The sequence below is a fragment of the Sphingomonas sp. AC411 genome (genome assembly GCF_979253035.1).
In genome coordinates this window covers 1493125-1516908 of the sequence record NZ_CEEDAQ010000001.1, presented here as the reverse complement: position 1 = coordinate 1516908, position 23784 = coordinate 1493125, and the positions used below count along the sequence as shown (strand labels likewise).

General features: G+C 63.5%; 22 protein-coding genes and 7 pseudogenes. 12 read left to right on the top strand and 17 right to left on the bottom strand.

Annotated features, from left to right (window positions below; genetic code table 11):
• Positions 1 to 38 precede the first annotated feature (38 nt).
• The 8 genes and pseudogenes from AC0IX7_RS07715 to AC0IX7_RS07680 form a co-directional block, all read right to left on the bottom strand.
• Complete coding sequence (locus AC0IX7_RS07715; protein WP_471811092.1) at positions 39 to 434, bottom strand: hypothetical protein; 396 nt, start codon at positions 432 to 434, stop codon at positions 39 to 41.
• A 733-nt stretch (positions 435 to 1167) separates the two neighbouring features.
• Entirely contained in the window at positions 1168 to 1509 is a 342-nt protein-coding gene (locus tag AC0IX7_RS07710; RefSeq protein ID WP_471811091.1) for a hypothetical protein, read from the bottom strand.
• Between the two features lie 247 nt (positions 1510 to 1756).
• On the bottom strand, positions 1757 to 2020 hold the full coding sequence (locus AC0IX7_RS07705; protein WP_471811089.1) for a family 43 glycosylhydrolase: 264 nt from the start codon (positions 2018 to 2020) through the stop codon (positions 1757 to 1759).
• Positions 2021 to 2067: 47 nt separating this feature from the next.
• A pseudogene (locus AC0IX7_RS07700) lies at positions 2068 to 2630 on the bottom strand (family 43 glycosylhydrolase); the annotation flags it as partial.
• Between the two features lie 245 nt (positions 2631 to 2875).
• A complete protein-coding gene (locus tag AC0IX7_RS07695; RefSeq protein ID WP_471813797.1) occupies positions 2876 to 4399 on the bottom strand; it encodes a TonB-dependent receptor in 1524 nt (507 codons plus the stop codon).
• Between the two features lie 2 nt (positions 4400 to 4401).
• Complete coding sequence (locus AC0IX7_RS07690; RefSeq protein WP_471811088.1) at positions 4402 to 4728, bottom strand: hypothetical protein; 327 nt, start codon at positions 4726 to 4728, stop codon at positions 4402 to 4404.
• The gene (locus tag AC0IX7_RS07685; RefSeq protein WP_471811087.1) at positions 4689 to 5711 is read right to left on the bottom strand and encodes a TonB-dependent receptor plug domain-containing protein; all 1023 of its coding nucleotides are present in this window, start codon (positions 5709 to 5711) and stop codon (positions 4689 to 4691) included. Before AC0IX7_RS07685 ends, AC0IX7_RS07690 begins: the two co-directional genes overlap by 40 nt.
• Before the next feature lie 58 nt (positions 5712 to 5769).
• Positions 5770 to 6069 (bottom strand): hypothetical protein, encoded by a 300-nt coding sequence (locus AC0IX7_RS07680; RefSeq protein ID WP_471811086.1) that lies wholly within the window; start codon positions 6067 to 6069, stop codon positions 5770 to 5772.
• A gap of 269 nt (positions 6070 to 6338) precedes the next feature.
• On the opposite strand from AC0IX7_RS07680, the gene AC0IX7_RS07675 reads away from it, so the two are divergent.
• From AC0IX7_RS07675 to AC0IX7_RS07660, 4 genes and pseudogenes are all read left to right on the top strand, one after another.
• Positions 6339 to 6671 carry a globin domain-containing protein gene (locus tag AC0IX7_RS07675; protein ID WP_471813796.1) on the top strand — a complete coding sequence of 111 codons (333 nt, stop codon included), beginning with the start codon at positions 6339 to 6341 and terminating at the stop codon, positions 6669 to 6671.
• Positions 6613 to 6765, top strand: coding sequence for a hypothetical protein (locus tag AC0IX7_RS07670; RefSeq protein WP_471813986.1), 153 nt, complete (start codon positions 6613 to 6615; stop codon positions 6763 to 6765). The genes AC0IX7_RS07675 and AC0IX7_RS07670 overlap by 59 nt, the downstream gene beginning before the upstream one ends.
• A gap of 677 nt (positions 6766 to 7442) precedes the next feature.
• Positions 7443 to 9493: pseudogene (locus AC0IX7_RS07665) on the top strand (putative bifunctional diguanylate cyclase/phosphodiesterase).
• Positions 9494 to 9678: 185 nt separating this feature from the next.
• Positions 9679 to 11127: a porin gene (locus tag AC0IX7_RS07660; protein WP_471811084.1), complete on the top strand. Its 1449-nt coding sequence runs from the start codon at positions 9679 to 9681 to the stop codon at positions 11125 to 11127.
• Positions 11128 to 11732: 605 nt separating this feature from the next.
• Here the strand turns inward: AC0IX7_RS07660 and AC0IX7_RS07655 are convergent.
• From AC0IX7_RS07655 to AC0IX7_RS07640, 4 genes are all read right to left on the bottom strand, one after another.
• Positions 11733 to 11882, bottom strand: a complete 150-nt coding sequence (locus AC0IX7_RS07655; protein ID WP_471811083.1) for a hypothetical protein — start codon at positions 11880 to 11882, stop codon at positions 11733 to 11735.
• Positions 11883 to 11948: 66 nt separating this feature from the next.
• Complete coding sequence (locus tag AC0IX7_RS07650) at positions 11949 to 12905, bottom strand: hydroxypyruvate isomerase family protein (protein WP_471811081.1); 957 nt, start codon at positions 12903 to 12905, stop codon at positions 11949 to 11951.
• Between the two features lie 267 nt (positions 12906 to 13172).
• Positions 13173 to 13574: an ArsR/SmtB family transcription factor gene (locus AC0IX7_RS07645; RefSeq protein ID WP_471811080.1), complete on the bottom strand. Its 402-nt coding sequence runs from the start codon at positions 13572 to 13574 to the stop codon at positions 13173 to 13175.
• Positions 13571 to 14236 carry a peroxiredoxin gene (locus AC0IX7_RS07640; RefSeq protein ID WP_471811079.1) on the bottom strand — a complete coding sequence of 222 codons (666 nt, stop codon included), beginning with the start codon at positions 14234 to 14236 and terminating at the stop codon, positions 13571 to 13573. The genes AC0IX7_RS07645 and AC0IX7_RS07640 overlap by 4 nt, the downstream gene beginning before the upstream one ends.
• Positions 14237 to 14325: 89 nt before the next feature.
• Between AC0IX7_RS07640 and AC0IX7_RS07635 the strand changes: the two are divergent.
• The 7 genes and pseudogenes from AC0IX7_RS07635 to AC0IX7_RS07605 all read left to right on the top strand — a co-directional run bounded on the left by AC0IX7_RS07635 (position 14326) and on the right by AC0IX7_RS07605 (position 19956).
• Positions 14326 to 15245, top strand: a pseudogene (locus AC0IX7_RS07635) (MBL fold metallo-hydrolase).
• Positions 15245 to 15683, top strand: a pseudogene (locus AC0IX7_RS07630) (YeeE/YedE family protein). Before AC0IX7_RS07635 ends, AC0IX7_RS07630 begins: the two co-directional pseudogenes overlap by 1 nt.
• Positions 15683 to 16083: pseudogene (locus AC0IX7_RS07625) on the top strand (DUF6691 family protein); the annotation flags it as partial. The pseudogenes AC0IX7_RS07630 and AC0IX7_RS07625, both read left to right, overlap by 1 nt.
• Positions 16084 to 16125: 42 nt before the next feature.
• A complete protein-coding gene (locus AC0IX7_RS07620; protein ID WP_471813794.1) occupies positions 16126 to 16833 on the top strand; it encodes a peroxiredoxin in 708 nt (235 codons plus the stop codon).
• Positions 16830 to 17558 (top strand): annotated as a pseudogene (locus tag AC0IX7_RS07615) (protein tyrosine phosphatase family protein); the annotation flags it as partial. The gene AC0IX7_RS07620 and the pseudogene AC0IX7_RS07615, both read left to right, overlap by 4 nt.
• A gap of 958 nt (positions 17559 to 18516) precedes the next feature.
• Positions 18517 to 19291: pseudogene (locus AC0IX7_RS07610) on the top strand (sulfite exporter TauE/SafE family protein).
• Positions 19292 to 19323: 32 nt separating this feature from the next.
• Positions 19324 to 19956: a TlpA family protein disulfide reductase gene (locus AC0IX7_RS07605; protein WP_471813793.1), complete on the top strand. Its 633-nt coding sequence runs from the start codon at positions 19324 to 19326 to the stop codon at positions 19954 to 19956.
• Here the strand turns inward: AC0IX7_RS07605 and AC0IX7_RS07600 are convergent.
• Positions 19931 to 20101 (bottom strand): hypothetical protein, encoded by a 171-nt coding sequence (locus AC0IX7_RS07600; protein ID WP_471811078.1) that lies wholly within the window; start codon positions 20099 to 20101, stop codon positions 19931 to 19933. The genes AC0IX7_RS07605 and AC0IX7_RS07600 overlap by 26 nt on opposite strands.
• A gap of 38 nt (positions 20102 to 20139) precedes the next feature.
• On the opposite strand from AC0IX7_RS07600, the gene AC0IX7_RS07595 reads away from it, so the two are divergent.
• A complete protein-coding gene (locus tag AC0IX7_RS07595; RefSeq protein ID WP_471811076.1) occupies positions 20140 to 20757 on the top strand; it encodes a DsbA family protein in 618 nt (205 codons plus the stop codon).
• A gap of 32 nt (positions 20758 to 20789) precedes the next feature.
• Here the strand turns inward: AC0IX7_RS07595 and AC0IX7_RS07590 are convergent, their stop codons facing one another.
• From AC0IX7_RS07590 to AC0IX7_RS07575, 4 genes are all read right to left on the bottom strand, one after another.
• Complete coding sequence (locus AC0IX7_RS07590; RefSeq protein WP_471811074.1) at positions 20790 to 21983, bottom strand: sensor histidine kinase; 1194 nt, start codon at positions 21981 to 21983, stop codon at positions 20790 to 20792.
• Complete coding sequence (locus tag AC0IX7_RS07585; protein WP_471813791.1) at positions 21973 to 22731, bottom strand: sigma-54-dependent transcriptional regulator; 759 nt, start codon at positions 22729 to 22731, stop codon at positions 21973 to 21975. The genes AC0IX7_RS07590 and AC0IX7_RS07585 overlap by 11 nt, the downstream gene beginning before the upstream one ends.
• The gene (locus tag AC0IX7_RS07580; RefSeq protein ID WP_471811073.1) at positions 22731 to 23138 is read right to left on the bottom strand and encodes a response regulator; all 408 of its coding nucleotides are present in this window, start codon (positions 23136 to 23138) and stop codon (positions 22731 to 22733) included. Before AC0IX7_RS07580 ends, AC0IX7_RS07585 begins: the two co-directional genes overlap by 1 nt.
• A gap of 158 nt (positions 23139 to 23296) precedes the next feature.
• The gene (locus AC0IX7_RS07575; RefSeq protein ID WP_471811071.1) at positions 23297 to 23776 is read right to left on the bottom strand and encodes a hypothetical protein; all 480 of its coding nucleotides are present in this window, start codon (positions 23774 to 23776) and stop codon (positions 23297 to 23299) included.
• Between the last annotated feature and the right edge of the window lie 8 nt (positions 23777 to 23784).

The following is a 23784-nucleotide window of genomic DNA, read 5'->3' as shown; positions in this document are numbered from 1 at the left end:
AAGGCGCGAACGCCGGGCCTGCTCTTCCGGGGTTTTATTTAGGCAACGCTGGTATTCCAGCAGGCCTTCGGAGCGAGGATGGCAGCGACAGTTTTGCAAAGGGTGTCACGCAGTCCGTCGGCGTCTGCGACACGCAGGGTTCCCGTTACGAGGCGGTCGACCAGCAAGTGGATATCGGCCAGTTCGTTCGCCAACCCGTCAGTGGCGGCAATTGTATCGGCCCACGGATTGTCCGCTGGCAGAGCTGGCGGCGGCGTAGGCCGGACGATGACGCTGGGCAGACGGCTGCGGAGCCAGTCGCCGCGCGCATGGGCGCCGTAAAAGCCTGCGTCTTCGACTGGCTGATCGAACTGGTCCAGTTCATCTTCATCGCGCAGGCGGATGCGCACATTAGGGTGCCGCCGACGCTGTTCGGATACTGAAGTGCTGCTCATCGAGCGTCTCCCTAACCTGAGTTTGGGGACGCGGGCCGGAGTGGTAGGCATGTATGAACGCCGGATTGTGCTGGGGAGGGGGATGAGATGGGGGCCTCCCGCCAGGTCCCGTCGTTCCACCGGGGGCCGGACAGAGCGAAGCGACAGACGGCCTGACGCGAAGCGCGGTGGATACGATACGACTTGCTGTACTTTTCCATGCCGGGCGCACGGTTCCCGGCGTAGGGTCCCCGGAAATGGGACTGAACTATTCCCGCGGCACCTTAAGTGGCTCACGAAGAATCTTAAAAACCTTTTATCCGCGTTTTCGAGGAATGGGATGCTTCCCCGAAAATAGGGGTGAAAATGAGCCCTTCATTTCGAGCTTTGCAGTCCCTGGCGGCACCCGATGCATTTTTATTCCATCCTGAGAAGGAGCCGTCGACAAGACGCGCTGGATCGAAGCGGGCCGCAAAAAATCGCCACGTATCTTCTGGCGCTGGCTTGATTATCCTTATCGTAAGTTCGCGATGGCACCGCCCAGTAGTCGGAACCGAGTTCTGCAGCGGTCAAATCCTGTCCCGCAACCATCGTAATTTGCAATGCCTCCGAGGGATTACCCGCGAAGGCTTTTTGCTTTTCTGCTCGAGCAGATAGCGTCAGCATTGTCGCGCGCTCGCTGCGCAGCTCGATAGTGAGATCATCGTTGTCCGGCGTCAGGACTACCGCTCGCGATGTTCGAACGCCTGCGCCTTTAGCGCATCGTCCTGGAACGCCGCAGTGAGCTGTCCGACCTTCTCGCGATACAGGCACCAAGGTCGGGTTGCAGCAACTGGGCTTCTGCGGATGCGGTCTGCGCGGCGTCCTGTTCGGCGAGCAGGACATGGCGACGCTCGTTCCAGACCGTGATGTCCTCGACGAACACCGTCGCATCCGCCCCCTTCAGAATGGCTATCGTTGCGCGTGAGAGTTGGTGATCCAGATTCGCGAGTTCGGCCTCCCGCTCGGGGCGGGCACTGACAGTTTCAGCCGTCAGGCGAAGGGGCTCTGCCTCATACTCGGCGAGGAATGCTGCAACGAGGTCGTCACGCAGCATCTACCTCGATAGGCTTGCCAGCACGCGCGTGTGTTGATTTCGGCCTGGCGGATCGTCAGCCGTTTGCTGCACGAGGTGGATCCATTCTCGGCGGCGCCCTAGCAGCCGAACCGGCTCTTGCCCGATTTGGCATAGCCCGCGCCACACGTGCCTCAAGTATCGACGCTACCGGTTAGCCGCTTGCTCAGAAATTAACATTGTTCGAACATAAATAATTTTCCATCCGGTGGGTAGTAACTGTACCATTCTATTCGCGCCGTCTCCCAATGCGGGGCAGCATCGGCGCGTCATCGCCGTCAGTCATTGCGATAGGTGCTATAGATCCGTCGGTGCCGTAGCGAACACGGTCGATTGCCACTTGGCGCTCGCCCTTTAACGGTCCGGTACCGGATCGCTGATCCCAACGGTGATATACGATGAGCCAATCGCCTGCCGGCGTTCGGACGAAGCTGTGGTGGCCGGGTCCCTGATGTGATGCGTCGCTTTTGAGAATCTCCCCCGATAGCGCCACGGGCCGATCGGCGAGCGGGCCGTTGCGTAATGGACCGAGTAATCCGGCCGGTCCCAATGGCCGTGGCTGTAAGACAGGTAATAGACGCCGTCGCGCTCGTGCATGAACGCGCCCTCCGTGAAGTTGGGGGCTGGTCGACCGGGACTTCCCGCGCAAGACTGACCATGTCGCGACCGAGCTCCCAGACTCGCAGCCTCGCGCCCGCGCTGCCGCCGGCGTAGAGATAGGCCTTGCCGGAACGTGGATCGACGAAGGCCATCGGATCGATCGCCTCGAACTGGCCATTCGCCTGCCGCCCGCCGGTCACCAAAGGCTGGCCGCTGTCGCGGTAGGGGCCCTGCGGTGCGTCCGCGACGGCGACGCCGATCCGGCTCGGGGTCGGGTTCTGCGGCCCGACCGAATAATAGAGATACCATTTGCCGTCGCGTGTCGCGACGCCCGGCGCCCACAGGAAATGCGCCTTTGCGCCGTCGTCGCCGATCCAACGGATCTGATCGCGGCGCAGGATCTCGCCACGGCTGGTCCAGGTCTGGAGATCACGCGACGAGAACGCACCGAACCTGTCCGCGGCCCAGCTTCCACCCGGACCGCCGGTAGGAAAGATCCACATCTCGTCGTCGATCATCATCGCGTGCGGGTCGGCACCTTGGAACACCGGGTTGCGCGCGGTGGCTGCCGCCGCGGTAACCAGTGCGCCCCCGATCGCGCCCGCGATCCACGGTCTCCAACGCCGCGTCATTGCGCTGGCCGCCCATAATTGAGCGCGAAGACCGCCTTGAAAGCCAAGTTCCTTACGCCCATCCGTCTGAAATCCGTACGCTGCATGAGTATATCTCCTTTGACCGCTGTGTCAGGTCAGAACCGAAATCGTACGCCGAGCGAATAGGTGCGTTCGAGGTAGAAGATCTGGCGTGCGAACTGGTTGCCGGCGTCGTTAAACTCACGATAGCGCCGGATCGGATTGCCCAGCACGTTGACGATGTCGAATGCCAGCGTGACGCTCGGCACTGGCGTGACCGTTGCCGACAGATCGAGCTGTCCGCGCGCTTTCTCGATGACCCCGCCTGTGCGTTGCGCGCCGTTGACGTCAACGTCGAGCGGCTCCTGGCTGTAATATTGCACGAAGTCCGAGCGGTAATTATACGCGACCCGCGCCGAGAAGAACGGGCGCTCGTACAGTCCGACCAGATTATAGGTCCATTTCGATACGCCGTTGAAGCGCTGCTGTTGGCCGGCGACGTTGGGCGACGTCGCGAGTGTCGAGGCGAGATCGCCCTTAGAGTCGACATAGGTCCCATTGGCCTGGAGGCCGAAGCCCTTTGCCCAATTGGGGAGGCCGTCGATATCGAGGAAGCTCGTAAAGCCGACTTCGACACCCTGGAACCGCGTCGCGCCGGTGTTTTCGGGCTGCGTGAAACGTACACGACCATAAGTGGGGTCGGTGGTGAAGACCGTCGTGTTCGAGATAAAGCCCTGCGCATCGCGACGGAAGATCGCGCCGGTCAGCGAACCGCTCCGCGAGAAATACCATTCGAGGCTCGCATCGTAATTGTTCGACGTCAACGGCGACAGGTTAGGGTTGCCGGCCGTGATAGTGCGCGCGTTGCTGTTGGGGTCGTTCGAGTTCGGCGGATTGTTCGGATCGATCGTCGGCGGCGATCCGACGGTCAGCGCAGGATTGAGGTCGAAGAAGTTCGGCCGGGTCCGGGTCTGCGTATAGGCGAGTCGGAGCTGCAACTCATCGGTAGCGGCGACACGTGCGCTGACGTTAGGCAGGTAGTCGGTGTATTCGTTCTTCGCGGTGACGGGCGTTATGACGAAATTTCCCGGCGTCTGTTCGTCGCGCAGGAAGCCGCTGATGCGGTTCTTCGTGCGGATCGCGCGCAAGCCGACGACGCCGTCGACGACCACGCTGCCGATATCGAAGCCGTATTTGACCTGGGCATAGGCGGCCAGCGCCTTTTCGTTCGCGCGGAAATTCTCCGACGGGTTGAATTCCGGTCGGCCTGCCGGCGCCCCGTAGAAGCTTCGCAGCGCGACCAGATTATCGCGGATGCTGCTCGACGGGATCGCGGTGAAGGTGCGGATGGGGAAGGTGTTGTTGTAGCCGAACCCGGCTAGCGTGGATTCCGTGCTCACCGGCAGCGCGGTGATCGGCAGTTGCGCGGTCAGGTTGAAGATGTACGGCGCGCCGCGATCGCGGTTGGCGTCGCGATCATTGTAGCGGACGCCGAACTGCAACCGCTTCAATAGCCCATCGCCGAAATCGTACTGGACGTCGACGCGCGACTGGATGTCCTTGCCGCCGACCTTGGTATATTCCTGGAAGAAGCCGCGGCTGAGGTAGTTGGCCGGGTCGGTCAGGTTGAAGTCGCCCAGGTTCAGCGTCGGGCCGCCATCGGTACCGGGGCTTCGAACACGACGTTGCGTACCGGCGAACTGCGGAACGTATAGTCGATGTTGATCAGGTCGAACGTGTAGCTGCTGTCGGTATAGGCAACGTCGCCCGAGATCTGCAGATTGTCATGCTTCCAGATCGCGCCGCCACCCGCCTGATAGGTGTTGGTCGTGCCGTTGGCCGACCCATAATAGCCGTCGGGCGCATTGGCGCCCGTCACGGTCGCGCTTTGCGCCACGTTCGCGTTGCCGGGACGCGTGGTCAGGTTCGTCAGCTGGAAGTCGGCACCGCCGAAGATCGGGACGAACATGAACCGGTTGAGTCGCGTCCGCGATAGCCCTGGTACAGGCCGTCGACATAGATTTCGAGCTCGGGCGTCGGCTTCCACTGGAACGCCGCGTTGGCGGATGGCCGCCAACGTCGACCGTAACCGAGGAAGAGCGATTGTGCGTCTGGATAGCGGACTCCGCCGGCGGTATCCGGCGTGTTCGCCGAATTGGTGGTGCCGATTACCAGCGACTGCTCGCGCGTGGCATCGAGGAAATTGATGCCGACATAGGAGGCGTTGACGAGCAGGCCCATCTCGCCGATCCCGGTATCCCACCGGTCGCTAACGAGCAGGTTGCCGTTCCACGACATCTTGCCCGATTGCTGCCAGTTCACGCCGTTCAACGACCCCGACAGTTCGAAGCCGTTGAAATCGAATGGCCGACGGCCGCGAACGTTGACCTGGCCGCCGATGCCGCCCTCGATCAGGTTGGCGGTGCCCGATTTATAGACTTCGAGCGCGGCGACCGTGCCGGCAGGGAAATCCTGGATCTGGACGAAGCGGCCTTCCGCGGTGAAGATCTCGCGGCCGTTATAGGTCGTGCTGAGATCGGGCAGCCCGCGCACGGTGACACCGGCCGACTCGCCGCCGCCACGCGTCACCTGCACGCCCGACACCCGCGCGAGTGCGGACGACGCGAACGTGTCCGGCAGCTTGCCGATGTCCTCGGCGACGATCGCATCGACGATGCCGTCGGAATTGCGCTTGATCGCCTGCGCCGACTGGAGGCTGCGACGAAGGCCGGTCACGACGATCTCGTCACCGCCCTCGGTCGGGCTTTCCTGGACCGATGGCTGTGGTGCGGCGGGGTTGGCATTCTGGTCCGAAGCCGTCGTCGGCTTGGGCAGATCCTGGCCGCCGGCTTTGACCCGAGTGGTGGTGCTGGAAGTCTGTGCGGTTGCCGGTGCCGCCGTGGCGATCGCCACGGCGGCCACGGATGCGCAAAGGCGCGCTTTCGCGTTCATGTCTCTCTCCCCTTAGTGTCGCTGGTTTTCCATGCGACTTGGCGTCACGCTAAAACGATCAATCCGCGCAATCAATCCTTTTGTAGGACAAGAGCGTGGATTCTTCGTGGGGTCTTGTTGATCCGAGGCTTGGCCCGCTATCCGTTGCCGCGGATGCGGAAAAAGCACCGCGGTGAGACAACTGCGTATCGTCGATATGCCGAGCGGCGAAACCGTCGGACGGGAGAGGAACGCCCGTGGACGATGGCAATTTTGCGCCGAAGATCTGCCTTAGTTCGAACTGGTCGGAAACGATGTTGGCGAAGTTGCCGAGTATGGCGACGTCCGCCGGGCTAAATTGTCTTGGGCGGGTGTCCATCGCGCAGAGCGATGCACGCTATCCAGCAGCTCAGTCGGTATTTCGAGAGGCTCTGTCGAACTCGGGGCAGGCTAAAGTTGATCGACACGCTCAGGCCCGCTCCCACGTTGCCGCGACCTGACCCTAGGATTAAACGGTTTACGGTATTCGAACGGCCAGATCGGATTCCGCTTGCCTCATGGCTAGAAACGGTAATCATATCATGCACCTGCTATGGTAAGTCGCGAAGCAGATGGGGGCATTGGTAGGAGGGTTGAGTGTCTCTTACGATGGAACAAGTCCAGCTCGTGACTCAGAGCTATGCGCTAATCGCACGATCTCCTCGCTCGTATTCCGAACTTTTCTATCATCGATTGTTCCTGGATCACCCCTTTGCCCGAGCGCTCTTTCCCGACGATATGACACACCAGATCGTCATATTTGCTAAAACGATGGACGTTCTCGTTCAGAATGTTGCAAATCTCGATAGCCTACGCCCAACATTATCGGATTTGGCCAAAAGGCACGTCAAATACGGCGTCCGCGCGTATCAATACGCGGCAGTTGGAAAAAGTTTTAATCGACACATTCGAAGAAATCCTGGGCATCGGTTTTACCCCTGATATCCGTCAGGCGTGGGAGGCCGTCTACAGAGAAACTGCGGGCGCCATGATTGCGGATGCGTATGGCGACCCGGGACACAAAACTTTGGAATGATACCGTCTCACCGCTCGCAAGAATGACAATTGGATTCGTGGAGCGGAAGGAGTGTCGCCGATGTTCAGGCAATACGGGCCACTGACAGCGGTACGCTGTGGTATCGACGGACGACTATAATGAACGTCGTCACTTTCAAGCGATATGAGTCGAGGCTTGTCGTACAAAACAATAGGGGGCGAAAATCGAGTAGATCGAACGGCTGCAACTCAAGATAGATTTTTGATGAAGCTGCCGATGACATTCATTTCGCCAGATACGGTCGGCTCGCGGGGTACGAGGCGTTTGGCCTGTATGCGGAAATTTCGCTGTGGTCCTTATATCGCCCCTCGTGGCGATGTGAATCACCGACGAAATGCGTTGGGACCAAACCGATTGTGTAGCGGCCGCGGCGCTGCTTATCGCCCCTTGGTATAGTTTTTGAACTAGCCTTTTTGCTGGTTCATCAAATGCGAAGGCGTGCATCCGTGATTGGCGTATCCGCGATTATCGCCATGCTCATATGGGCGGATCTCGCACTGGGCATATTCTGAGCATAGCTCGTTTTAAGAATTACCGCGCCGGGCGCTTCCCATAACCACAACGTAACGCTTTGGCGTCAATCAGGGTTCTGGGAGTAGCCTGTGAGACTATCGATATCAGCACGCGTATCCATAGCCTGCACGTCGGTCATCGTGATGGCACTGGCGCTGTTGGCAATCGGCCTTTCGGTCAGCAATAAAATCCATCAGGCGGATCTGCGGATTACGCGGCTTAGCGAGGCGCTCGGCCACGAGGATCGGCTGGATCAGGCACAACGTCGGTTGCGTCAGGACATTGGCCGCCTGACCCGCGACGCCGAACGCGGCGTGAAAGTATCCAACGCGAGTTGGAGAGACCTTCGCGAGCGGATCGCGGACTTCAAACGGCGTTCGTCGCAGACAGCCCGATCACCTGATGGCAGATCCCAAGTGAGATCGGCTCCGATTAAGGAGGTGCAGCAAGCGGCCGCTGCTTTTGCCAAGGCTTCGGACCAGTTGATTGAAACGAGCCGGTTAAGGCCCTCCGGAATCAAGTCCGCCATGCCTCGCTTCCTGGGCTCGCTAACGGCCTTGGAGACGAGCCGTAGTCAGGCGCGCCGGGCACTCACCTCGGCAATATGGAAGGCGGCGGACCAGAATAGGCGGGAGAGCCGTCGGGACATCGTCTCGGTGTTACTCGGGGGCCTCGTGATCGTAGCGATAATATTCGGCATGGCCATCTGGCTTCGTCGGAGACTGGTATCACCGATAACGGTCATGGCTGCGCGACTGCGCGAATTCAAAGTGGGTGCAAGCGACGGAGAGGTTCCCGGACTGGAGCGGGCCGACGAGCTCGGCGACCTGGCCCGCGGACTGTACGAATACCGCAACGCTGTGGAGAGCCGGCGAGCCGCCGAACGCCGCGCCGAGTTCCTAGCCAACCACGATATGCTGACTGGCTTGGCGAACCGCCTGTTGTTTGAGAACCGCCTCGGCCATGAACTCGCTCGCAGCGCGCGGACAGGTGACATCGTAGCGGTGTTTGCCGTCGATCTGGACGCGTTCAAGGCGATCAACGATCGACTGGGTCATGCGGGTGGAGATCGCGTCCTCAAACGTACGGCACAGCTCCTGTCCTCGTGTGCCCGTGGCGATGACCTGGTCGCGCGCATCGGTGGTGACGAATTCGCCATCATTCAGGTAGCGCGCTCACAGCCCGTGGCGGCGGAAGCACTGATTTCGCGCATCTTCAAGATGGCGTCGGCACCGTCGGACGAGGGGGTCGCCATCAAGATGAGCGTCGGAGTGGCCCTTTCGGAACCGGGTCAGGCAGGAGAGGAGCTTCACGAACGCGCGGACCTCGCGCTCTACCGCGCCAAGTTCGACGGCAGGAATACGGCGCGGATCTACGACAAGCATTTGAAGGACGAGGAGAGCCAGCGCGTGCAACTCGCTCGGGACTTGGAAAATGCTATCTCGGCGAATGAACTTCGTCTGGCGTTCCAGCCGATCGCGGACACGGTATCGCTGGAGATTGTCGCGTACGAAGCGCTGCTTCGCTGGCTGCATCCCAGCCGGGGCGAAATACCACCGGACGTCTTCGTACCCATCGCCGAGTCCAGCGGACTCATCGGGACTATCGGTTCATGGATGATCGATCAGGCACTTCGTGCTGCATCGACCTGGGATCCCCGGGTATCACTGGCGATCAACCTGTCGCCAATACAGTTTCGCTCCGTGAGCCTTGCGACCGAAATACGCGATCTCTCAAGACATTGGGGCGTCGCTTTTGACCGATTGGAACTCGAAGTGACCGAAAGTGCGACCCTTCTGGGATTCCAGCGCGACAACGTTCTCGCCACGCTCAAGACGTTGCGCGATTACGGGGCCAAGGTCGTGATGGACGACTTCGAACAGGGCATTCGTCGCTAAGCAATCTTAAGGAGTTCACTTTCGATAAGATCAAAATCGATCGGAGCTTCGTTGCCACGATGGACAGTCATGCTTCGTCATCATCGATCGTCAAGGCGACGATCGGTCTCGGCAAAAGCCTGGGGCTGATCATCGTTGCCGAAGGGGTCGAAACCGACGAACAGCTGTCGATTTTGCGTCAATGGGGGTGTGACCAGGTTCAAGGGTTTTTGATCGGAATGCCGGCAGACTGTTCAGCTGTTGCTTCTGCTGGGCAACACGCGACGTGTGCAAGTGGGTCTGGTAGGAAGCCGTAGCGCAGGGTGCGTTCGCCCAAAGCCGGACGTTGGCAGCAGCAGTATCGGCACTGCGACGGGATCTTGCCGAGGTCCTGATCCTGCGGCAATAGGCGGGCCGATCGGCGGCCCTCGTTCGGGGTTGCAGCGACGATCAGGGGCGGTGCCGTATCGCCTACAGCGTCGACGATCCGTGAGTATGATCCGTGCAACGACGACTTTTATCGGCCTCGTTCGGCGCAATCTTCGCGATCCTCCCCGTAGAAGGCGCGGAGGCGCAAACGGTGCAGGAATTGCAGGCGCAGATCGATGAACTGAAGGCGACGATCGCCGAGATGAAAGCCGCGCAAAAGGGTAAGGCGTCGCCCGGCCCCGCGCCGACACCGCCCGCCAGTGTGGCCGTCGCAGCGGCGCCGACGACCGCGCGGGCCGCGCCGGCCGCGCCGGCCGCGCCGCGTGCGGAACCGACGGTCGCGATCGCTGCCGTCGAGAAACCCGCCAAACAGCAATGGTACGACCGCATCGCCATTCGCGGCTATACGCAATTGCGCTTCAACGAGATCATCAGCGGCGACCGCCGCGCGCCGGACGGAATCTCGCGGTTGCGCTCGGTCGGGGACGGCGGGATCGGCGACGATACCAACTTCACCTTCCGCCGAATTCGCCTGATCCTGCAGGGCGATCTGAGCGACCGCGTCTCCTTCTACTTCCAGCCTGACTTCGCAAACAGCGTCGCCAATCAGTCGGGCGGTGAACGCCGGGAAGGGTTTGTCCAGCTCCGCGACGCGTACGTCGATACCTTCCTCGACCGCGACAAGCGGTTCCGGCTGCGCTTCGGTCAGTCGAAGGTGCCGTTCGGGTGGGAGAACATGCAATCCTCGTCCAACCGCCTGACGCTCGATCGCAGTGACGGCATCAATAGCGCGGTGCCAGGGGAACGCGATATCGGCGTGATCGCCTATTACACTCCACGCCAGGTCGAACGCATCTGGCAGAGGCTGGAGGAGGACGGGCAGAAGCTGTTCGGCAATTACGGCGCGTTCGGCTTTGGCGTCTTCAACGGGCAAGGGATCAACCGGACCGAAACCAACGACGGCGTGATGACGGTCGCGATGGCTACCTGGCCGTTCGCGCTCGACGGGCTGGGCGGGGCGTTCGACGGGCAGGTGCTCGAACTGGGCGGTGCTCTGTTGCGCAATGGCGTACAGCCTGAAATCCGCAGCGGTGGGACGAGCGACACCGTCTACCGCGAGGAACGCGGCGGGATCCATGCGGTGCTCTACCCGCAACCGTTGGGCTTCCAGGCGGAATGGAACTGGGGGCGTGGTCCCGAATTTGACGTGTCCCGCCAGGCGATCCGCTCTCTTCCGCTGAACGGCGGCTACGTCCAGACGATGGCACGCGTGCGACGCTCGCCGGTCGGGCCGTTCATGCCCTATGCGCGCTGGCAATATTACCGCGGCGGCTGGAAGGCACTGACCAACGCGCCCCGGCTCGAGACCGACGAGATCGAATTGGGGATTGAGTTCCAGCCGAACCCCGAGCTCGAGCTGACGCTTGCCTATGCCCATATGCAGCGGCGCGAAGGCGACGAGCGGCTGGCGGGGCGCGCCGAAGGCGACGTGATCCGTACGCAATTGCAGTGGAATTACTGAGCCGGGGAGGCGCCGTGCGCCGCACCTGGAGCGGGGTGCCTTACCTTCCGTTCACTTGACCGCGCGCAACGGCATTCGACACGGCCTATCGCAGGCTGCGGCCCGCCTCAGCCAAGGTCAGGCGGCGTGGCGCCATTGAGTTTGAACATCCGTTTCTCGCTTGCTGCTTGAAAGCGGGCCGGCCGCTATCAACCCGAAGCGGTCCTTTGGCTCCTGCCCCGCTACCTGAACGAACTGCTGTTTACGGTGATGCAGAAGTCAAAAGTTTTGTTATGCCTAGCAGGATCAGTCGCCGGCGATCTCAGCTGCACCTGCTAGCGGCATGGGACTGGGACCGGATGGAGGCCCCACAGGAGATAGCCCCTCATCATCAGAAGAGCCAGGACGGCGACGTAGGAAAGACTGCAGGCGTTCGAACAGCTCTTTCTTCAAAGCTCTTTGTTCAGCGGTAGGCCTTGGACGCCCGATTAGGTCTTTGACAGGCATAACCATGTCCCCGTTCGCAGCTGCTGCTTCACTTGTATAACCCACCGGGTCGGGACGACCAATTGGCGATCGCAATAAAAAACCTACGGATTTTGCGTCGGCCAGCGAACGGGAAGAAGCTAGGTATCCGCCGGTGCAAAAAGCTGATGCAGTTTGGGGGCGCATTCGGCGGCAGGTTTCTCGAAGTGCAGCGCCGAAAGCTGCCAATCCGCTTTTCCTTCCCCATCACGACATTCGCGCGCGGTTAGCCAGCTTTCAAAATCGGTCATTCGCAAAAATGAACCAGCGTCCGAAGTTGGGAAGCGAGGGAAGGGGTGTGAGCGTCCGATTCCGGGTCACACGGTACAGGTCCGGACCGCCTCCGCAAGTGCGGCCAGTGGATCGCCAACAGGCACGAATTCGTGCGCGAAAAAGCCTTGGAAGCCGAGATCGGCAACGCTGCGCGCAACCGCATGCCAATGCACCTCCTGTTTGTCGTCGAGGTTATGGCGCCCAGGAACCCCGCCGGTATGGAAATGGCCGATCCACTGGATATTCTTCCGGATCGTATCGATCAGGTCGCCTTCCATGATCTGCATATGATATATGTCGTACAGTAGCTTGACGTGTGGCGAGGCGACCTCCTTGGCGACGCGCGCGCCCCAGGCGGTATGGTCGGCCATATAGTCAGGGTGGTCGACCTTGCTATTGAGCAGCTCGACGCAGATCGTCACACCATAATCCTCGGCGATTTTCCTGACACGGTTCAGGCCTGCGACGGCGTTGTCGGCGCCTTCCGCATCGGACATGCCGCGGCGATTGCCTGAAAAGGCGATCACGTTGGGCACGCCGGCCTTCGCAGCTTGCGGGATACCAATCCGGAAGGCTCGTTCGATCGCAGCGTGGTTTTCACGCCGGTTCAAACCATTGGGGATCGTCATGATGTCGGCGGCGTAGCCCATCGTGCAGCGCAATCCATGCCGGCGCGGCACCTCGTAATCGGCAGGCTCCAGAAGATCGATGCCTTCCAACCCGATGCGGGCTGCGGCGGCGCACAACTGATCGAGCGGAATATTCTGGTAGCACCAACGGCTAACCGACTGCTTCAGTCGGCCACGACGCGAGGCGCGGCAGCCATCCCCGAGGTCGCGCACATGGCGAGAGAAGAAGCGATGACAGAGCGTCTTGTGATCATGCCTGCACACTAATCTAGAAGACAATGGCGGCAAGGTGTATTGCCTAAAGCCGCTAGCCGCCACCGGATCCTCGCCATCCAGCGGATGCGAAAAGCGAATTTTGCGGCCGCCAACCATAGGCAGCTCGTCGCGGTAACGTGTTTGCCGGTGATGTCTGGGGCCGACCAATGGCCGCGGCACCGGTTAAGCCGCGTCCGGCGAATACATCGGCTCCTTCGAATCACCGAACCCGACGCCGGGTCTGATTCCGGCGGGATGGTCACGCGCGCGGAAAGTCGACGACCGCGATCTTATGCCGTCAACCGCGATCAGCCACGGGCGCTGCGGACCCCTGCATCGCGGAATACTGCACCGGCCCGGTTCGGATCCGCGGTTCGGGCGGGCTCAACCGACCCGAGCGAACATCGCTGCGACACTGGGCTTAGGGGTAGCTGCCGGTGACGCTTTGGCAGACTCGGTGACGCGTTCCAAGGCGGTCGCCACGGACTCGCCGCTGCCGAACATCGCCTCGATCGCGCGGACGCAGAGCGTCACGTCGTCATCCGCCAGTCGGTAGAAAACCTGTTTCGCCGCGCGGCGCATCACGACGAGATCGGCCTTTCGCAATTCGGCAAGCTGCTGGCTGAGGGCCGGCTGGACGATCCCCGTGGAGCGTTCGAGCTCGGCGACGATCTGTTCGCCGTCTAGCAGGCGGGACAGGATCATGAGCCGCTGCGGCTGTGCATAGGTTTTGAGGCGGTCGGCCGCGGCATTGGCGCGCTCGCGGGACTGATAGATCGCCGTCATCGATCGGGCTGGGTCTGATGAAACCAGTCCGCAGGAGCGTTCTCGCCGATCGCCGTCTCCGCGGTCTGGGCCGGGGGCACCAGCACATCGTTGCCAGGTTGCCAGCCGGCGGGCGTGAGGACGCTGCCATCGGCCGACCGCTTCAGCGCGGCGAGCATGCGGATCATTTCGTCGATAGAGCGGCCGATCGTCATCGGATACCAGGTCACGCCGCGAATGACGCCGTCGGGGTCGATGAAATACGTGGCCCGGACCGCGGACGCATCGGCGGCATCGTCGTCGATCATGCCATAAGCGCGACCGACCGCCATCGATGGGTCCTCGATGACCGGGAAGCGGATTTCGACGCCGAACAGTTCTCGGATCGCACGCAGCCATGCGATGTGCGAATACAGGCTGTCCACCGAAAGCCCGAGCAGGACAGCGTCCAGTGCCTCGAACTGCGGCATCGCCTTGGCCAGCGCGATGAATTCGCTCGTGCAGACCGGCGTGAAGTCGGCCGGATGCGAAAAGAACACCACCCAGCGACCGCGATACTGGTCGAGACTGACTTCGCCACGCGTCGTGCGGGCGTGAAAGTTCGGCGCGGTATCGCCGATCCGCAGCGGTCGCGGTCCCGTAGCGCCGACGTGCGCTGCATCTGCGTTTTGTATCATCGCCATCTGATTGCCTCGACACGCTTTCACACGCAACGTACATACGTAATTACAGAAGTATTGCAAGTCTGAAAGTGTGGCCGTATATGGGCGTCATGACCGACCTGATTCTCGCCGCTGCCGCATCGCAAGTGTCCATCGCTCGGGAGGGCCCCAAACTCGTCGTTCGCAGCTTCTTCGACGAGCCGACGAACACCGCGAGCTACGTCGCGCACGATCCGACGACGCTGCGTGCGGCGATCATCGACAGCGTGCTCGATTTCGATGCGGCCGCAGGCCGGACGGATACCGCCTCCGCCGATGCGATCATCGCGTATGTGCGAGGGAGGGGCTCACGATCGACTGGCTGCTCGAGACACACGCCCATGCCGACCACCTGTCGGCGGCACCCTATCTGCAGAAGGCGCTGGGCGGCGCGCTCGCCATCGGCCGCGACATCCTGCGGGTGCAGGACGTGTTCGGCAAGATCTTCAACGCCGGTACCGATTTCGCCCGCGACGGCTCCGAGTTCGACCGGCTGTTCGACGACGGCGATGCATTCGCGATCGGTTCGATACCGGCGATCGCGCTCCACGTACCTGGGCACACCCCGGCCGACATGGCCTATGTCATCGGCGAGGCGGTGTTCACCGGCGATACGCTGTTCATGCCCGACTATGGCTCGGCACGCGCCGATTTTCCGGGCGGCGATGCGCGGCAGCTCTACCGCTCGATCCGGCGGCTGCTGACCCTTCCTGCCGAGACACGACTGTTCCTGTGCCACGATTACAAGGCGCCCGGGCGTGACCGCTATGTCTGGGAGACAACGGTCGGCGCGCAGCGGACCGGCAACGTCCATGTTCATGACGGTGTCGAAGAGGACGCGTTCGTCGCGATGCGGACCGCCCGCGACGCGCCCCTGGGAATGCCGAAGCTGATCCTGCCGTCGATCCAGGTCAACATGCGCGGTGGCCACTTGCCCGAGCCCGAAGCGAACGGCACGCGCTACCTCCAGATTCCGCTGAACGTCCTCTGATGAACTGGACGGGCGCCATGCCGCTTGCCGGGTTGACCGGCGGCCTGCTGATCGGCCTTGCCGGCACGATCATGCTGCTGGGACTGGGCCGGATCGCCGGCGTCAGCGGCATGGTCGCGCGCGCGACGGGTATCGCGCCGGGCGGGACGCCATGGCCGATCGCCAGCGCGTTCATCCTGGGTTTGCCACTCGGCGCCTTGCTGGTCGCGTTTGCCGTCGGACCGGTGACGACCCGTTTTCCGACATCCATCGCGGCCCTCGTGCTTGGTGGCCTGATCGTGGGGTTCGGCACGCGCATGGGTAGCGGCTGCACCAGCGGTCACGGTGTCTCGCGGCCTGTCGCGCCTCTCGCCGCGGTCGATCGCCGCGACCGCCAGCTTCATGGCCGCAGGGTTTGCCACTGTGGCGGCGGTGCGCGCGCTGGGCGTGACGTCGTGATGCGCCGCGTGCTGATCGCTCTGCTGGCGGGCATGCTGTTCGGTGCAGGCCTCGCGCGTTCGGGCATGTCAGATCCCGCTCGAGTCCGCGCGTTTCTCGACCTGTTCGGCGGCGCGTGGGACCCGACCCTCGCATTCGTGATGGTCGGCGCCATCCTGCCGATGGCGGTCGCCTGGAGCATCCGTCAACGGCTCGACTCCCGCTCGCCGACACATCCTTCGTCCTGCCAGCCACGACCGGGATCACGCGGTCCCTTATCGGCGGGTCGGTGCTGTTCGGCATCGGCTGGGGCATCGCCGGGCTTTGCCCCGGGCCTGCCATCGCCGATCTCGCCATCGCCCCTGTTCCCGCAGCCATCTTCGTCGCCGCGATGCTCGGCGGCATGATCCTGCACCGCCTGCTGCCTGCCCGCCCGGCAAAGCGGCCTCCCTGGAGAATCCCCATGTCTGATACATCGACGGTCGGCCTGCCGCGCATCAATGCGCCCGCACCGGGCTTCTCCGCCAAGACGACGCACGGCGATCGCACGCTCGCCGACTATAAGGGCAAGTGGCTGGTGCTGTTCTCGCACCCGTCCGACTTCACGCCCGTCTGCACCACCGAGTTCATCGGTTTCGCCGGGGTCGCGGCCGAGCTGAAGGCGAGGAATTGCGAGCTGCTCGGTCTTTCGATCGACAGCATCTATTCGCACATCGCCTGGACCCGGAACATCGCCGAGAAGTTCGGCGTCGAAATCCCCTTTCCGATCATCGAAGACCTCAAGATGGAGGTCGCGCGGGCCTATGGCATGATCCACGAGGGCGCGAGCGACACGTCGGCCGTGCGCGCGACCTTCGTGATCGACCCCGACGGCGTGCTCCGTGCGATGCTCTACTACCCGATGAGCAACGGTCGTTCGATCCCCGAAATCGTCCGCCTCGTCACCGCGATGCAGGCAAGCGATGCCAATGGCGTCGCGACGCCGGCCGGTTGGCAGCCGGGGAGGACGCCATCGTGCCGCCGCCCAAGACGATCGCCGCCGCCGCCGGCCGCGAGGGCGAAGGCTTTGCCTATACCGACTGGTATTTCTCGAAGCGCCTGCTCGCCGCCTGACTTCGTCTCCGGCGCGCGCGTTGCGTTCCGGAGCGCCCCTCGAGGACGATCCGCATGACCATCAAGCTGCTTACCCCCGCATTGTCGGTATCGCCCCAGCTGACCGAGGCGGATATCGCCCAGGCAGCGCGGGACGGGTTTCGCGCCATCATCGACAACAGGCCGGATGGCGAGGAGCCGGGGCAATTATCGGCCGCCGACATGGAGCGGCTTGCGGCGGCGCATGGCATGGCGTTTGCGCATGTGCCGGTCGTCCCGGGCAAGATCGGCGATGAGGATGTCGCGCGTATGGCCGATGCGCTGTCGCGTCTCGGCGCTCCGGTCCTCGCCTATTGCCGCACCGGCACGCGCTCGACCTCGCTATGGGCGCTCTCGCAAGCCGGGGCGCTGCCGGCGGATACGATCCTCAGGACGGCGAGCGACGCCGGCTATGACCTGACGGCACTTCGTCCCCGACTTGAAACAACCGCCGTCATTCCGGAAGGAGCGGGGCCATCGCGGGCCGATGTCGTCATCGTCGGCGGTGGCTCGGCAGGGCTGGCCACGGCTGCGTCGCTGCGCGAGCGTAACCGCTCACTCGCCATCGTCGTCATCGAGCCGCGCACCGAGCATGACTATCAGCCGGGCTGGACGATGGTCGGCGGCGGCGTGTTCGATGCCAAGGATACGCGGCGATCCGAGGCGAGCGTCATGCCCGCCGGCGTGCGCTGGATCAAAGGCGCGGTCGCCAGCTTCGAGCCCGAGCGCGATACCGTGACACTGGAAGACGGCTCCACCGTCGGATACCGCGCGCTCGTCGTCGCGCCGGGGATCGCGCTCGACTGGGCCGGGGTGGATGGGCTTGTCGACACGCTCGGACGCAACGGCGTCACGTCCAACTATAGTTACGACACCGCACCCTATACGTGGGAACTGGTTCGGTCCCTGAGGGGCGGTACCGCGCTGTTCTCCCAGCCGCCGATGCCGATCAAGTGCGCCGGCGCGCCACAGAAGGCGATGTACCTGTCGTGCGATCATTGGCAGCGGCAGGGCGTACTCAAGGACATCGACGTGCAGTTTCACAACGCCGGGAGCGTATTGTTCGGCGTAAAGGAGTTCGTCCCGCCGCTGATGGCCTATGTCGACCGCTACGGTATCGACCTCCAGTTCGAGTCCACCCTGGTCGCGGTCGACGGATCTGATCGAACCGCCACCTTCCGGGAGAAGGGCGGAGAGATCACCAAATCGTTCGACATGATCCACGTCACGCCGCCCCAGAAGGCACCGGCGTTCGTCGCGCGTAGTCCGCTCGCCAACGAAGCGGGGTATGTGGATGTCGATCAGACGACCCTGCAACACATTCGCTACGCCAACGTGTTCGGTCTGGGTGATGGCGGATCGACGCCCAACGCCAAGACCATGGCCGCCGCGCGCAAGCAGGCCCCGATCGTCGCCGAAAATCTGCTGTCGATGCTCGCCGGCAAGGCGCCGATGGCGCTCTACGACGGCTATGGCTCGTGTCCGCTGACGGTCGAGCGCGGCAAGATCCTGCTCGCCGAGTTCGGTTACGGCGGAAAGCTGCTGCCGAGTTTTCCGAAGTGGATCATCGAGGGCATTGCCGCAGCGGCTGTCCTGGCTGCTGAAGTCCGAAGGCCTGCCATGGATTTACTGGAACGGCATGCTCAAGGGCCGCGAGTGGATGGCGCATCCCGAGCATCGCCAAGCCGCCTGAGCCAGCTCCGCCGTCCAAGGTTCCGTTTTCATGCTCGATACCATCCAATACCTGCTGGGCGCAGTGTCCGGAGGCCTAGTCGGCTTCACGCTTGGCCTCGTCGGCGGGGGCGGCTCGATCCTTGCCGTGCCGCTGATGGTCTATCTGGTCGGCGTCACCAATCCGCACGTGGCGATCGGGACGAGCGCGCTCGCGGTCGCGGCGAATGCGGCGACAGGCCTGCTCAGCCATGCGCGGGCCGGCACCGTCAAATGGCGTTGCGGTCTGATGTATGCGGGGGCAGGCGTGCTCGGTGCATTCGCGGATCGACGGCGGGCAAGGCCGTCGATGGCCAGCATCTGCTGTTCCTGTTCGCCATCGTCATGGTCGCGGTCGGCATCCTGATGCTGCGCGGCCGGCGCAACCTCGGTGTCGAGGGCGCAGCCTGCAATCGCGCAAACGCCCCGAAAGTGCTAGGCTTCGGGCTTGGTACAGGAATTTTCTCGGGCTTTTTCGGCATCGGCGGCGGATTTCTGATCGTGCCCGGACTGATCGCATCGACCAGGATGCCGATGATCAACGCGGTCGGCACATCGCTGGTCGCCGTCGCGGCGTTCGGTCTGGCGACCGCGACCAACTACGCGCTGTCCGGGCTCGTCGACTGGCCGCTTGCGGGCGTCTTCATCGCTGGTGGTGTCGTCGGCGGCATGGTCGGGACGGTCTTTGCAAGCGCCTTTCCGGCCGCGGGACGCTCACGACCGTCTTCGCGATCCTGATCTTCGTCGTTGCAGCCTATATGCTGTGGAAGAGTGCGGCCGCGTTGTGACGATCGGCAATACCGTCGCCCTCGGTCCGCTGGTGCTGTCGACCGACCGGTTGCTCGCGCTGCTCGCGATCGCGGCCTTTATCGGCCTGGTGTCGTTTCTGACGCGCAAGTCGCTCCGGCCGACGTCGAACGCGGCTACGGCGGCGGTCGTGGCGGGCTTGGTCATGGGACGCATTGGCTATGTTGCCATGCACATCCCTAGCTACAGCGATGATCCCCTGTCGGCGCTCGCGATCTGGCAGGGCGGATTTTCCGCGATAGCGGGCATCGTCGGGGCGGCGTTGGTGCTCGTCGCCATGCTCCGCGGTTCCACCGCGCTCTATCGATCGCTGGCGAGCCTGGGTATCGCCGTCATGGTCTGGGCAGCGGCTGCTCATCTCCTCGTCGAGGATACCGCCATTCCTCTGCCCAAGGGACTTGTCGCGTACACGATCGACGGACAGCCGGTTGCTATCGATAGTTTTCGGGGAAAGCCGTTCGTCATCAACCTGTGGGCGACCTGGTGCGGCCCGTGCCAGCGCGAGATGCCGATGCTGGTGCGGGCCGCGGCGGCACGTCCCGCAGTGCCGGCTCTGTTCGTCGATCAAGGCGAGACGCCGGACGTCGTTAAGGCTTTCCTGGCCACGAAGCGACTGGACATCACCGCATCTGCTGGTCGATCGTAGCCAGGATTTCAGCCACGCTGCTGGTTCGGGAGCCCTGCCGACTACCCTGTTCGTCGCCGGGGACGGCATGATACGCGAGAGCCATGCCGGAGAGATTTCGCGGGCTGCGCTCGACGACGGTATCGACGACATTCTGGAGACCCATCAATGAACTGCATTCGCTCCTCGGTGGCGACGCTCGCAGTGCTCGCGATCACCGGCCTTGGCATAGGGGCCACGGACGCGCTGACCCCACCGGCGGTCGCCGCAACGATCACCAAGTCGGCGATCCTGGAAGATCCGGTTGCCCCAAAAGTCGCGCCCAAAGGCTATGACATCACGATCGTCCAGTTCGCGGACTATAATTGCGGCTATTGCCGGCGCATGCATTCCGTGGTCGCAGCCTTGATCGCCTCCGATCCGAAGATCCGGCTGGTCTATCGGGACTGGCCGATTTTTGGGCCCGTGTCGGTAGAAGCCGCGCGCGCCGCCATCGCCAGCCAGTGGCAGGGCAAGCACGAAGCCTTCAACGCAGCACTGTATGCAGGGGCAGGGAAACTGGATTCTTCCGCGATAAGGACCGCCGCAAATCGGGCAGGGGTGAGCTGGCCCCGGCTGCAAGCCGATCTCGTAAAACACAAGGCTGAGATCGACGCACTGCTCGCAAGAACCAGCGAGCAGGCCCCGGCAATCGGCCTCCAAGGTACGCCCGCGTTCATCATCGGCGCCTATCTAGCGCCCGGCACGCTCGACCTTGCGACCTTGCGTAAGGCGGTCGCGGAAGCACGCCGGAACCCGAATGGTCCGGCCAAGGCGCGCTGATGGATGGTCACAGGCGTATGACGAATAATTATTCAGCTGGTCAAAACGGACCCGACTGCGCCCTCGAACCGCGTTTCGCCGGGGACGGAAGATACGAGGCCGAGATCGCCGTTGTGGCCGCGAAGGATCTGCCGAGCCAGGGCCAGACCAACACCCGTGCCTTCGGTCTTGGTAGTGAAGAAGGGGCGAAAGATGTCGGCCTGATGCCCGGCGGGAATGCCGGGACCGGTGTCCGTCATGGTGAACTGTGTTTGGCCGACCATGGTCGAGACAGCGAACGTGACGCGAGCATCTGGCGCCTCGTGTAAAGCTTCGGCCGCGTTCTGCAGGACTGCCCAGAGTGCGGCGGTCAATTGGTCCGGATCGGCGAGCAGATAGGCCGGCGCGCGTTGAAGGTCCGTCGTAAAGCTGATCGTCGGCCATCGGGTCGTGAACAGCGCCGTCAGGTCGTTCACGAATCCGGCCAGCGGGATCCGTTCCGGGCTGGGCGCCGGCAACCTCGCGAGCGCACGGTAGCTTTCGCCGAAACGGTGCAGACTGGCGGCACGGCGCGCGACCGTCTCGATCGCGTCGCGGACCTTGGGTAGCGCGGGCTCGGGATCGTCGAGCATCGCGACCGCGGTCTCGGCGAGCGAGGCGATCGGAGTCAGCGCGTTGACGATTTCGTGGCTCAGGACCTGGACGAGATCGCGGAGCGCGCCGGCCTCGGCGGCCTTCAGTTCGGCGTCGATATCGATCAGCGCGCCGATCCGCGTCATCCGGCCTGCCAATGCAAGGTCGCCGGTGGCCAGCGCGAAGCTCCGGACGTCGGTATCGTCGCCGATGTCGATCGTGGCGGTGCGGCCGGGGCGGGTATCGGAGAGCGCGGCCACGAGCCCGTCGGGCGGATCGGCGACGAGATCGCTCGCTCCGAGCAAACGCCGTGCGGCGCGGTTGACGACGCGCAGGCGGCCGTCGTCGAGCGCGACCAGCGGCGCGGGTGACAGATCGAGATAGGCGTTCAGGCGGCGGCGTTCCTCCTCTCCGGCAGAGACCGGTGCCGGTGGTGGCGGCAATGGCGGGCGCTGACCGGTATCGACCAGGTTGAGCGCCGCGATCCAGACGGCGAGCAATGCGGAGAGCAACGCCGTGGCGTACAGGCCACGCGTGGCGGCGACCGCACCGGCGGCCCCGGCTGCGGCGATCACCAGCGCGCGTAGCATCGCGCGGACCCGGTCAGAGGCCATAGCGCGCCATCCGTCGATAGAGCGCAGCACGCGTCAGCCCGAGCTGGGCGGCGGCGCGGCTGACGTTGAACGCGTGGCGTTCGAGGGCTGCGGTGATCAGCGTCTCCTCGTTACGGGCCAGCGACAGGTCGGGTGCCAGCGATTGGGGCTCGGCCATATCGGGGGACAGCCTGAAGTCGGCGATCGCATAGGCCTCGCCGTTACCGAGCAACACCGCGCGCTCCATCGTCTGGCGCAGGCCGCGGACATTGTCGGGCCAGCGTTCCGTCGCGATTGCATGCGCGGCGTCGTCGCCCAGCGGCCGGTTCGGTTTGTCATGGCGGTATGCGAACAGCGCGAGGAAATGGCGGGCTAGCAGCAGCGCGTCGCCCGTCCGATCGACGAGCGGAGGAAGGGCGATGTCGATCGTGCCGACCCGGTCGAGCAGGTCTTCACCGATCGCTGCCCGAAGGCCGGCGCGGTCCAGCCGCGTCGTCGCGACGACCCGTATGCCATCGAGGGCGGCAAGGAGGACGCCGTGGAGTGCGCGGGGCAGGCGGTCGATATGATCGATCACGAGCATGCCACCGGCGGCGGCCGCCGTTTGCGTGGCGATGACGGCGGCGTCGGCGGCTTCGGCGTCCAGCGTGACGAGTGGTAGGTGCGCATGGGCCGAGGCCTGATGGATCAGCCGCGCGATCAGCGTCTTGCCCGTGCCGGCTGCGCCGTGAACGAGGATCGGGGCGGCGGTCGGCGCGACGCGAGCGATCAGGTCTCGTGCGCGCCCGATGCCGGGACTCTCGCCGAGCAGGATGCCGTCGGGACGCGCGGCGTCGCTGCCGTTTCCAGCTTCGCGCGACGCAACGCCAGACCGCGTTCGACCGTCGTCAGCAGGCGTTCGTTGTTCCAGGGCTTGATCACGAAATCGGTCGCGCCACCGCGCATCGCACGGACCGCGACCGCGATCCCGCTATGCCCGGTGACGACAATGACCACCGCGCGGGCATCCCCCGCGATCAGCCGGTCGAGCATCGCGAAGCCTTCCTCGCCGGTGGTTCGCCCGCGCGCGAAATTGAGATCGAGCAGGATGACGTCGACCGGCTCGCCCGCGAGCAGGACCCAGGCCGCCTCCGGACTCGCTGCGGTCGACACGCGCATGCCGTGCCGCTCCAGCAACAGTCTAGCGGCCTTGGCGATGTCGGGATCGTCGTCGACGACCAGGATATGCGATCTCGGTTGACATGGCGGCCATAGTGTCCGGAAACGGACAGTCGGTACAGTCTGCGCGCTGGCCGGGACCCTCGACCGCCAATCTTTGATTAGATTACAGCGCTTTAGTCTGTTTGCGTGCGGTCCCGTACACTGTCCGCATGACGCAGACGACCCTGCCCGGAACTGGCGCCGCGATGGACCGGCGTATCGAGCGCCCGCACGCCAAACGGCGCACGCTGATCGTGCGCGGCGTTATCGGGCTTGCCGTAGTGGCGGCAGCGGTTGCGCTGTGGTTGCTCATGCCCGGTGCGAACGCGCTGACCGTCGATGCCGCGGCCATCCGAACCGGCGAAGTCACCCGCGCGCCGTTCCGCGATTTCGTGCCGCTGCGCGCCGAGGTGGCGCCACTCCGCACCGTGTTCGTGACCGCGATCTCGGGCGGACAGGTCGCCGAAATGGTGGCGAGCGACGGCGCGATGGTCGTCGCCGGCACGCCGCTCGCACGACTGTCCAACCCTTCGCTCGAGCTCGATGTCGCCAGCCGCTCGGCCGAGATCGTCGGGCAGTTGAGCGCGATCAGTGGCCAGCGGCTGTCGGTGCAAAGCACGCG

Coding starts and splice junctions, on each gene's coding strand:
- AC0IX7_RS07715 (WP_471811092.1), bottom strand. CDS start 434: ATGAGCAGCACTTCAGTATCCGAACAGCGTCGGCGGCACCCTAATGTG.
- AC0IX7_RS07710 (WP_471811091.1), bottom strand. CDS start 1,509: ATGCTGCGTGACGACCTCGTTGCAGCATTCCTCGCCGAGTATGAGGCA.
- AC0IX7_RS07690 (WP_471811088.1), bottom strand. CDS start 4,728: ATGTTCGTCCCGATCTTCGGCGGTGCCGACTTCCAGCTGACGAACCTG.
- AC0IX7_RS07685 (WP_471811087.1), bottom strand. CDS start 5,711: ATGAACGCGAAAGCGCGCCTTTGCGCATCCGTGGCCGCCGTGGCGATC.
- AC0IX7_RS07680 (WP_471811086.1), bottom strand. CDS start 6,069: ATGGACACCCGCCCAAGACAATTTAGCCCGGCGGACGTCGCCATACTC.
- AC0IX7_RS07675 (WP_471813796.1), top strand. CDS start 6,339: ATGGAACAAGTCCAGCTCGTGACTCAGAGCTATGCGCTAATCGCACGA.
- AC0IX7_RS07655 (WP_471811083.1), bottom strand. CDS start 11,882: ATGACCGATTTTGAAAGCTGGCTAACCGCGCGCGAATGTCGTGATGGG.
- AC0IX7_RS07650 (WP_471811081.1), bottom strand. CDS start 12,905: ATGGTTGGCGGCCGCAAAATTCGCTTTTCGCATCCGCTGGATGGCGAG.
- AC0IX7_RS07645 (WP_471811080.1), bottom strand. CDS start 13,574: ATGACGGCGATCTATCAGTCCCGCGAGCGCGCCAATGCCGCGGCCGAC.
- AC0IX7_RS07640 (WP_471811079.1), bottom strand. CDS start 14,236: ATGGCGATGATACAAAACGCAGATGCAGCGCACGTCGGCGCTACGGGA.
- AC0IX7_RS07620 (WP_471813794.1), top strand. CDS start 16,126: ATGTCTGATACATCGACGGTCGGCCTGCCGCGCATCAATGCGCCCGCA.
- AC0IX7_RS07600 (WP_471811078.1), bottom strand. CDS start 20,101: ATGGGTCTCCAGAATGTCGTCGATACCGTCGTCGAGCGCAGCCCGCGA.
- AC0IX7_RS07590 (WP_471811074.1), bottom strand. CDS start 21,983: ATGGCCTCTGACCGGGTCCGCGCGATGCTACGCGCGCTGGTGATCGCC.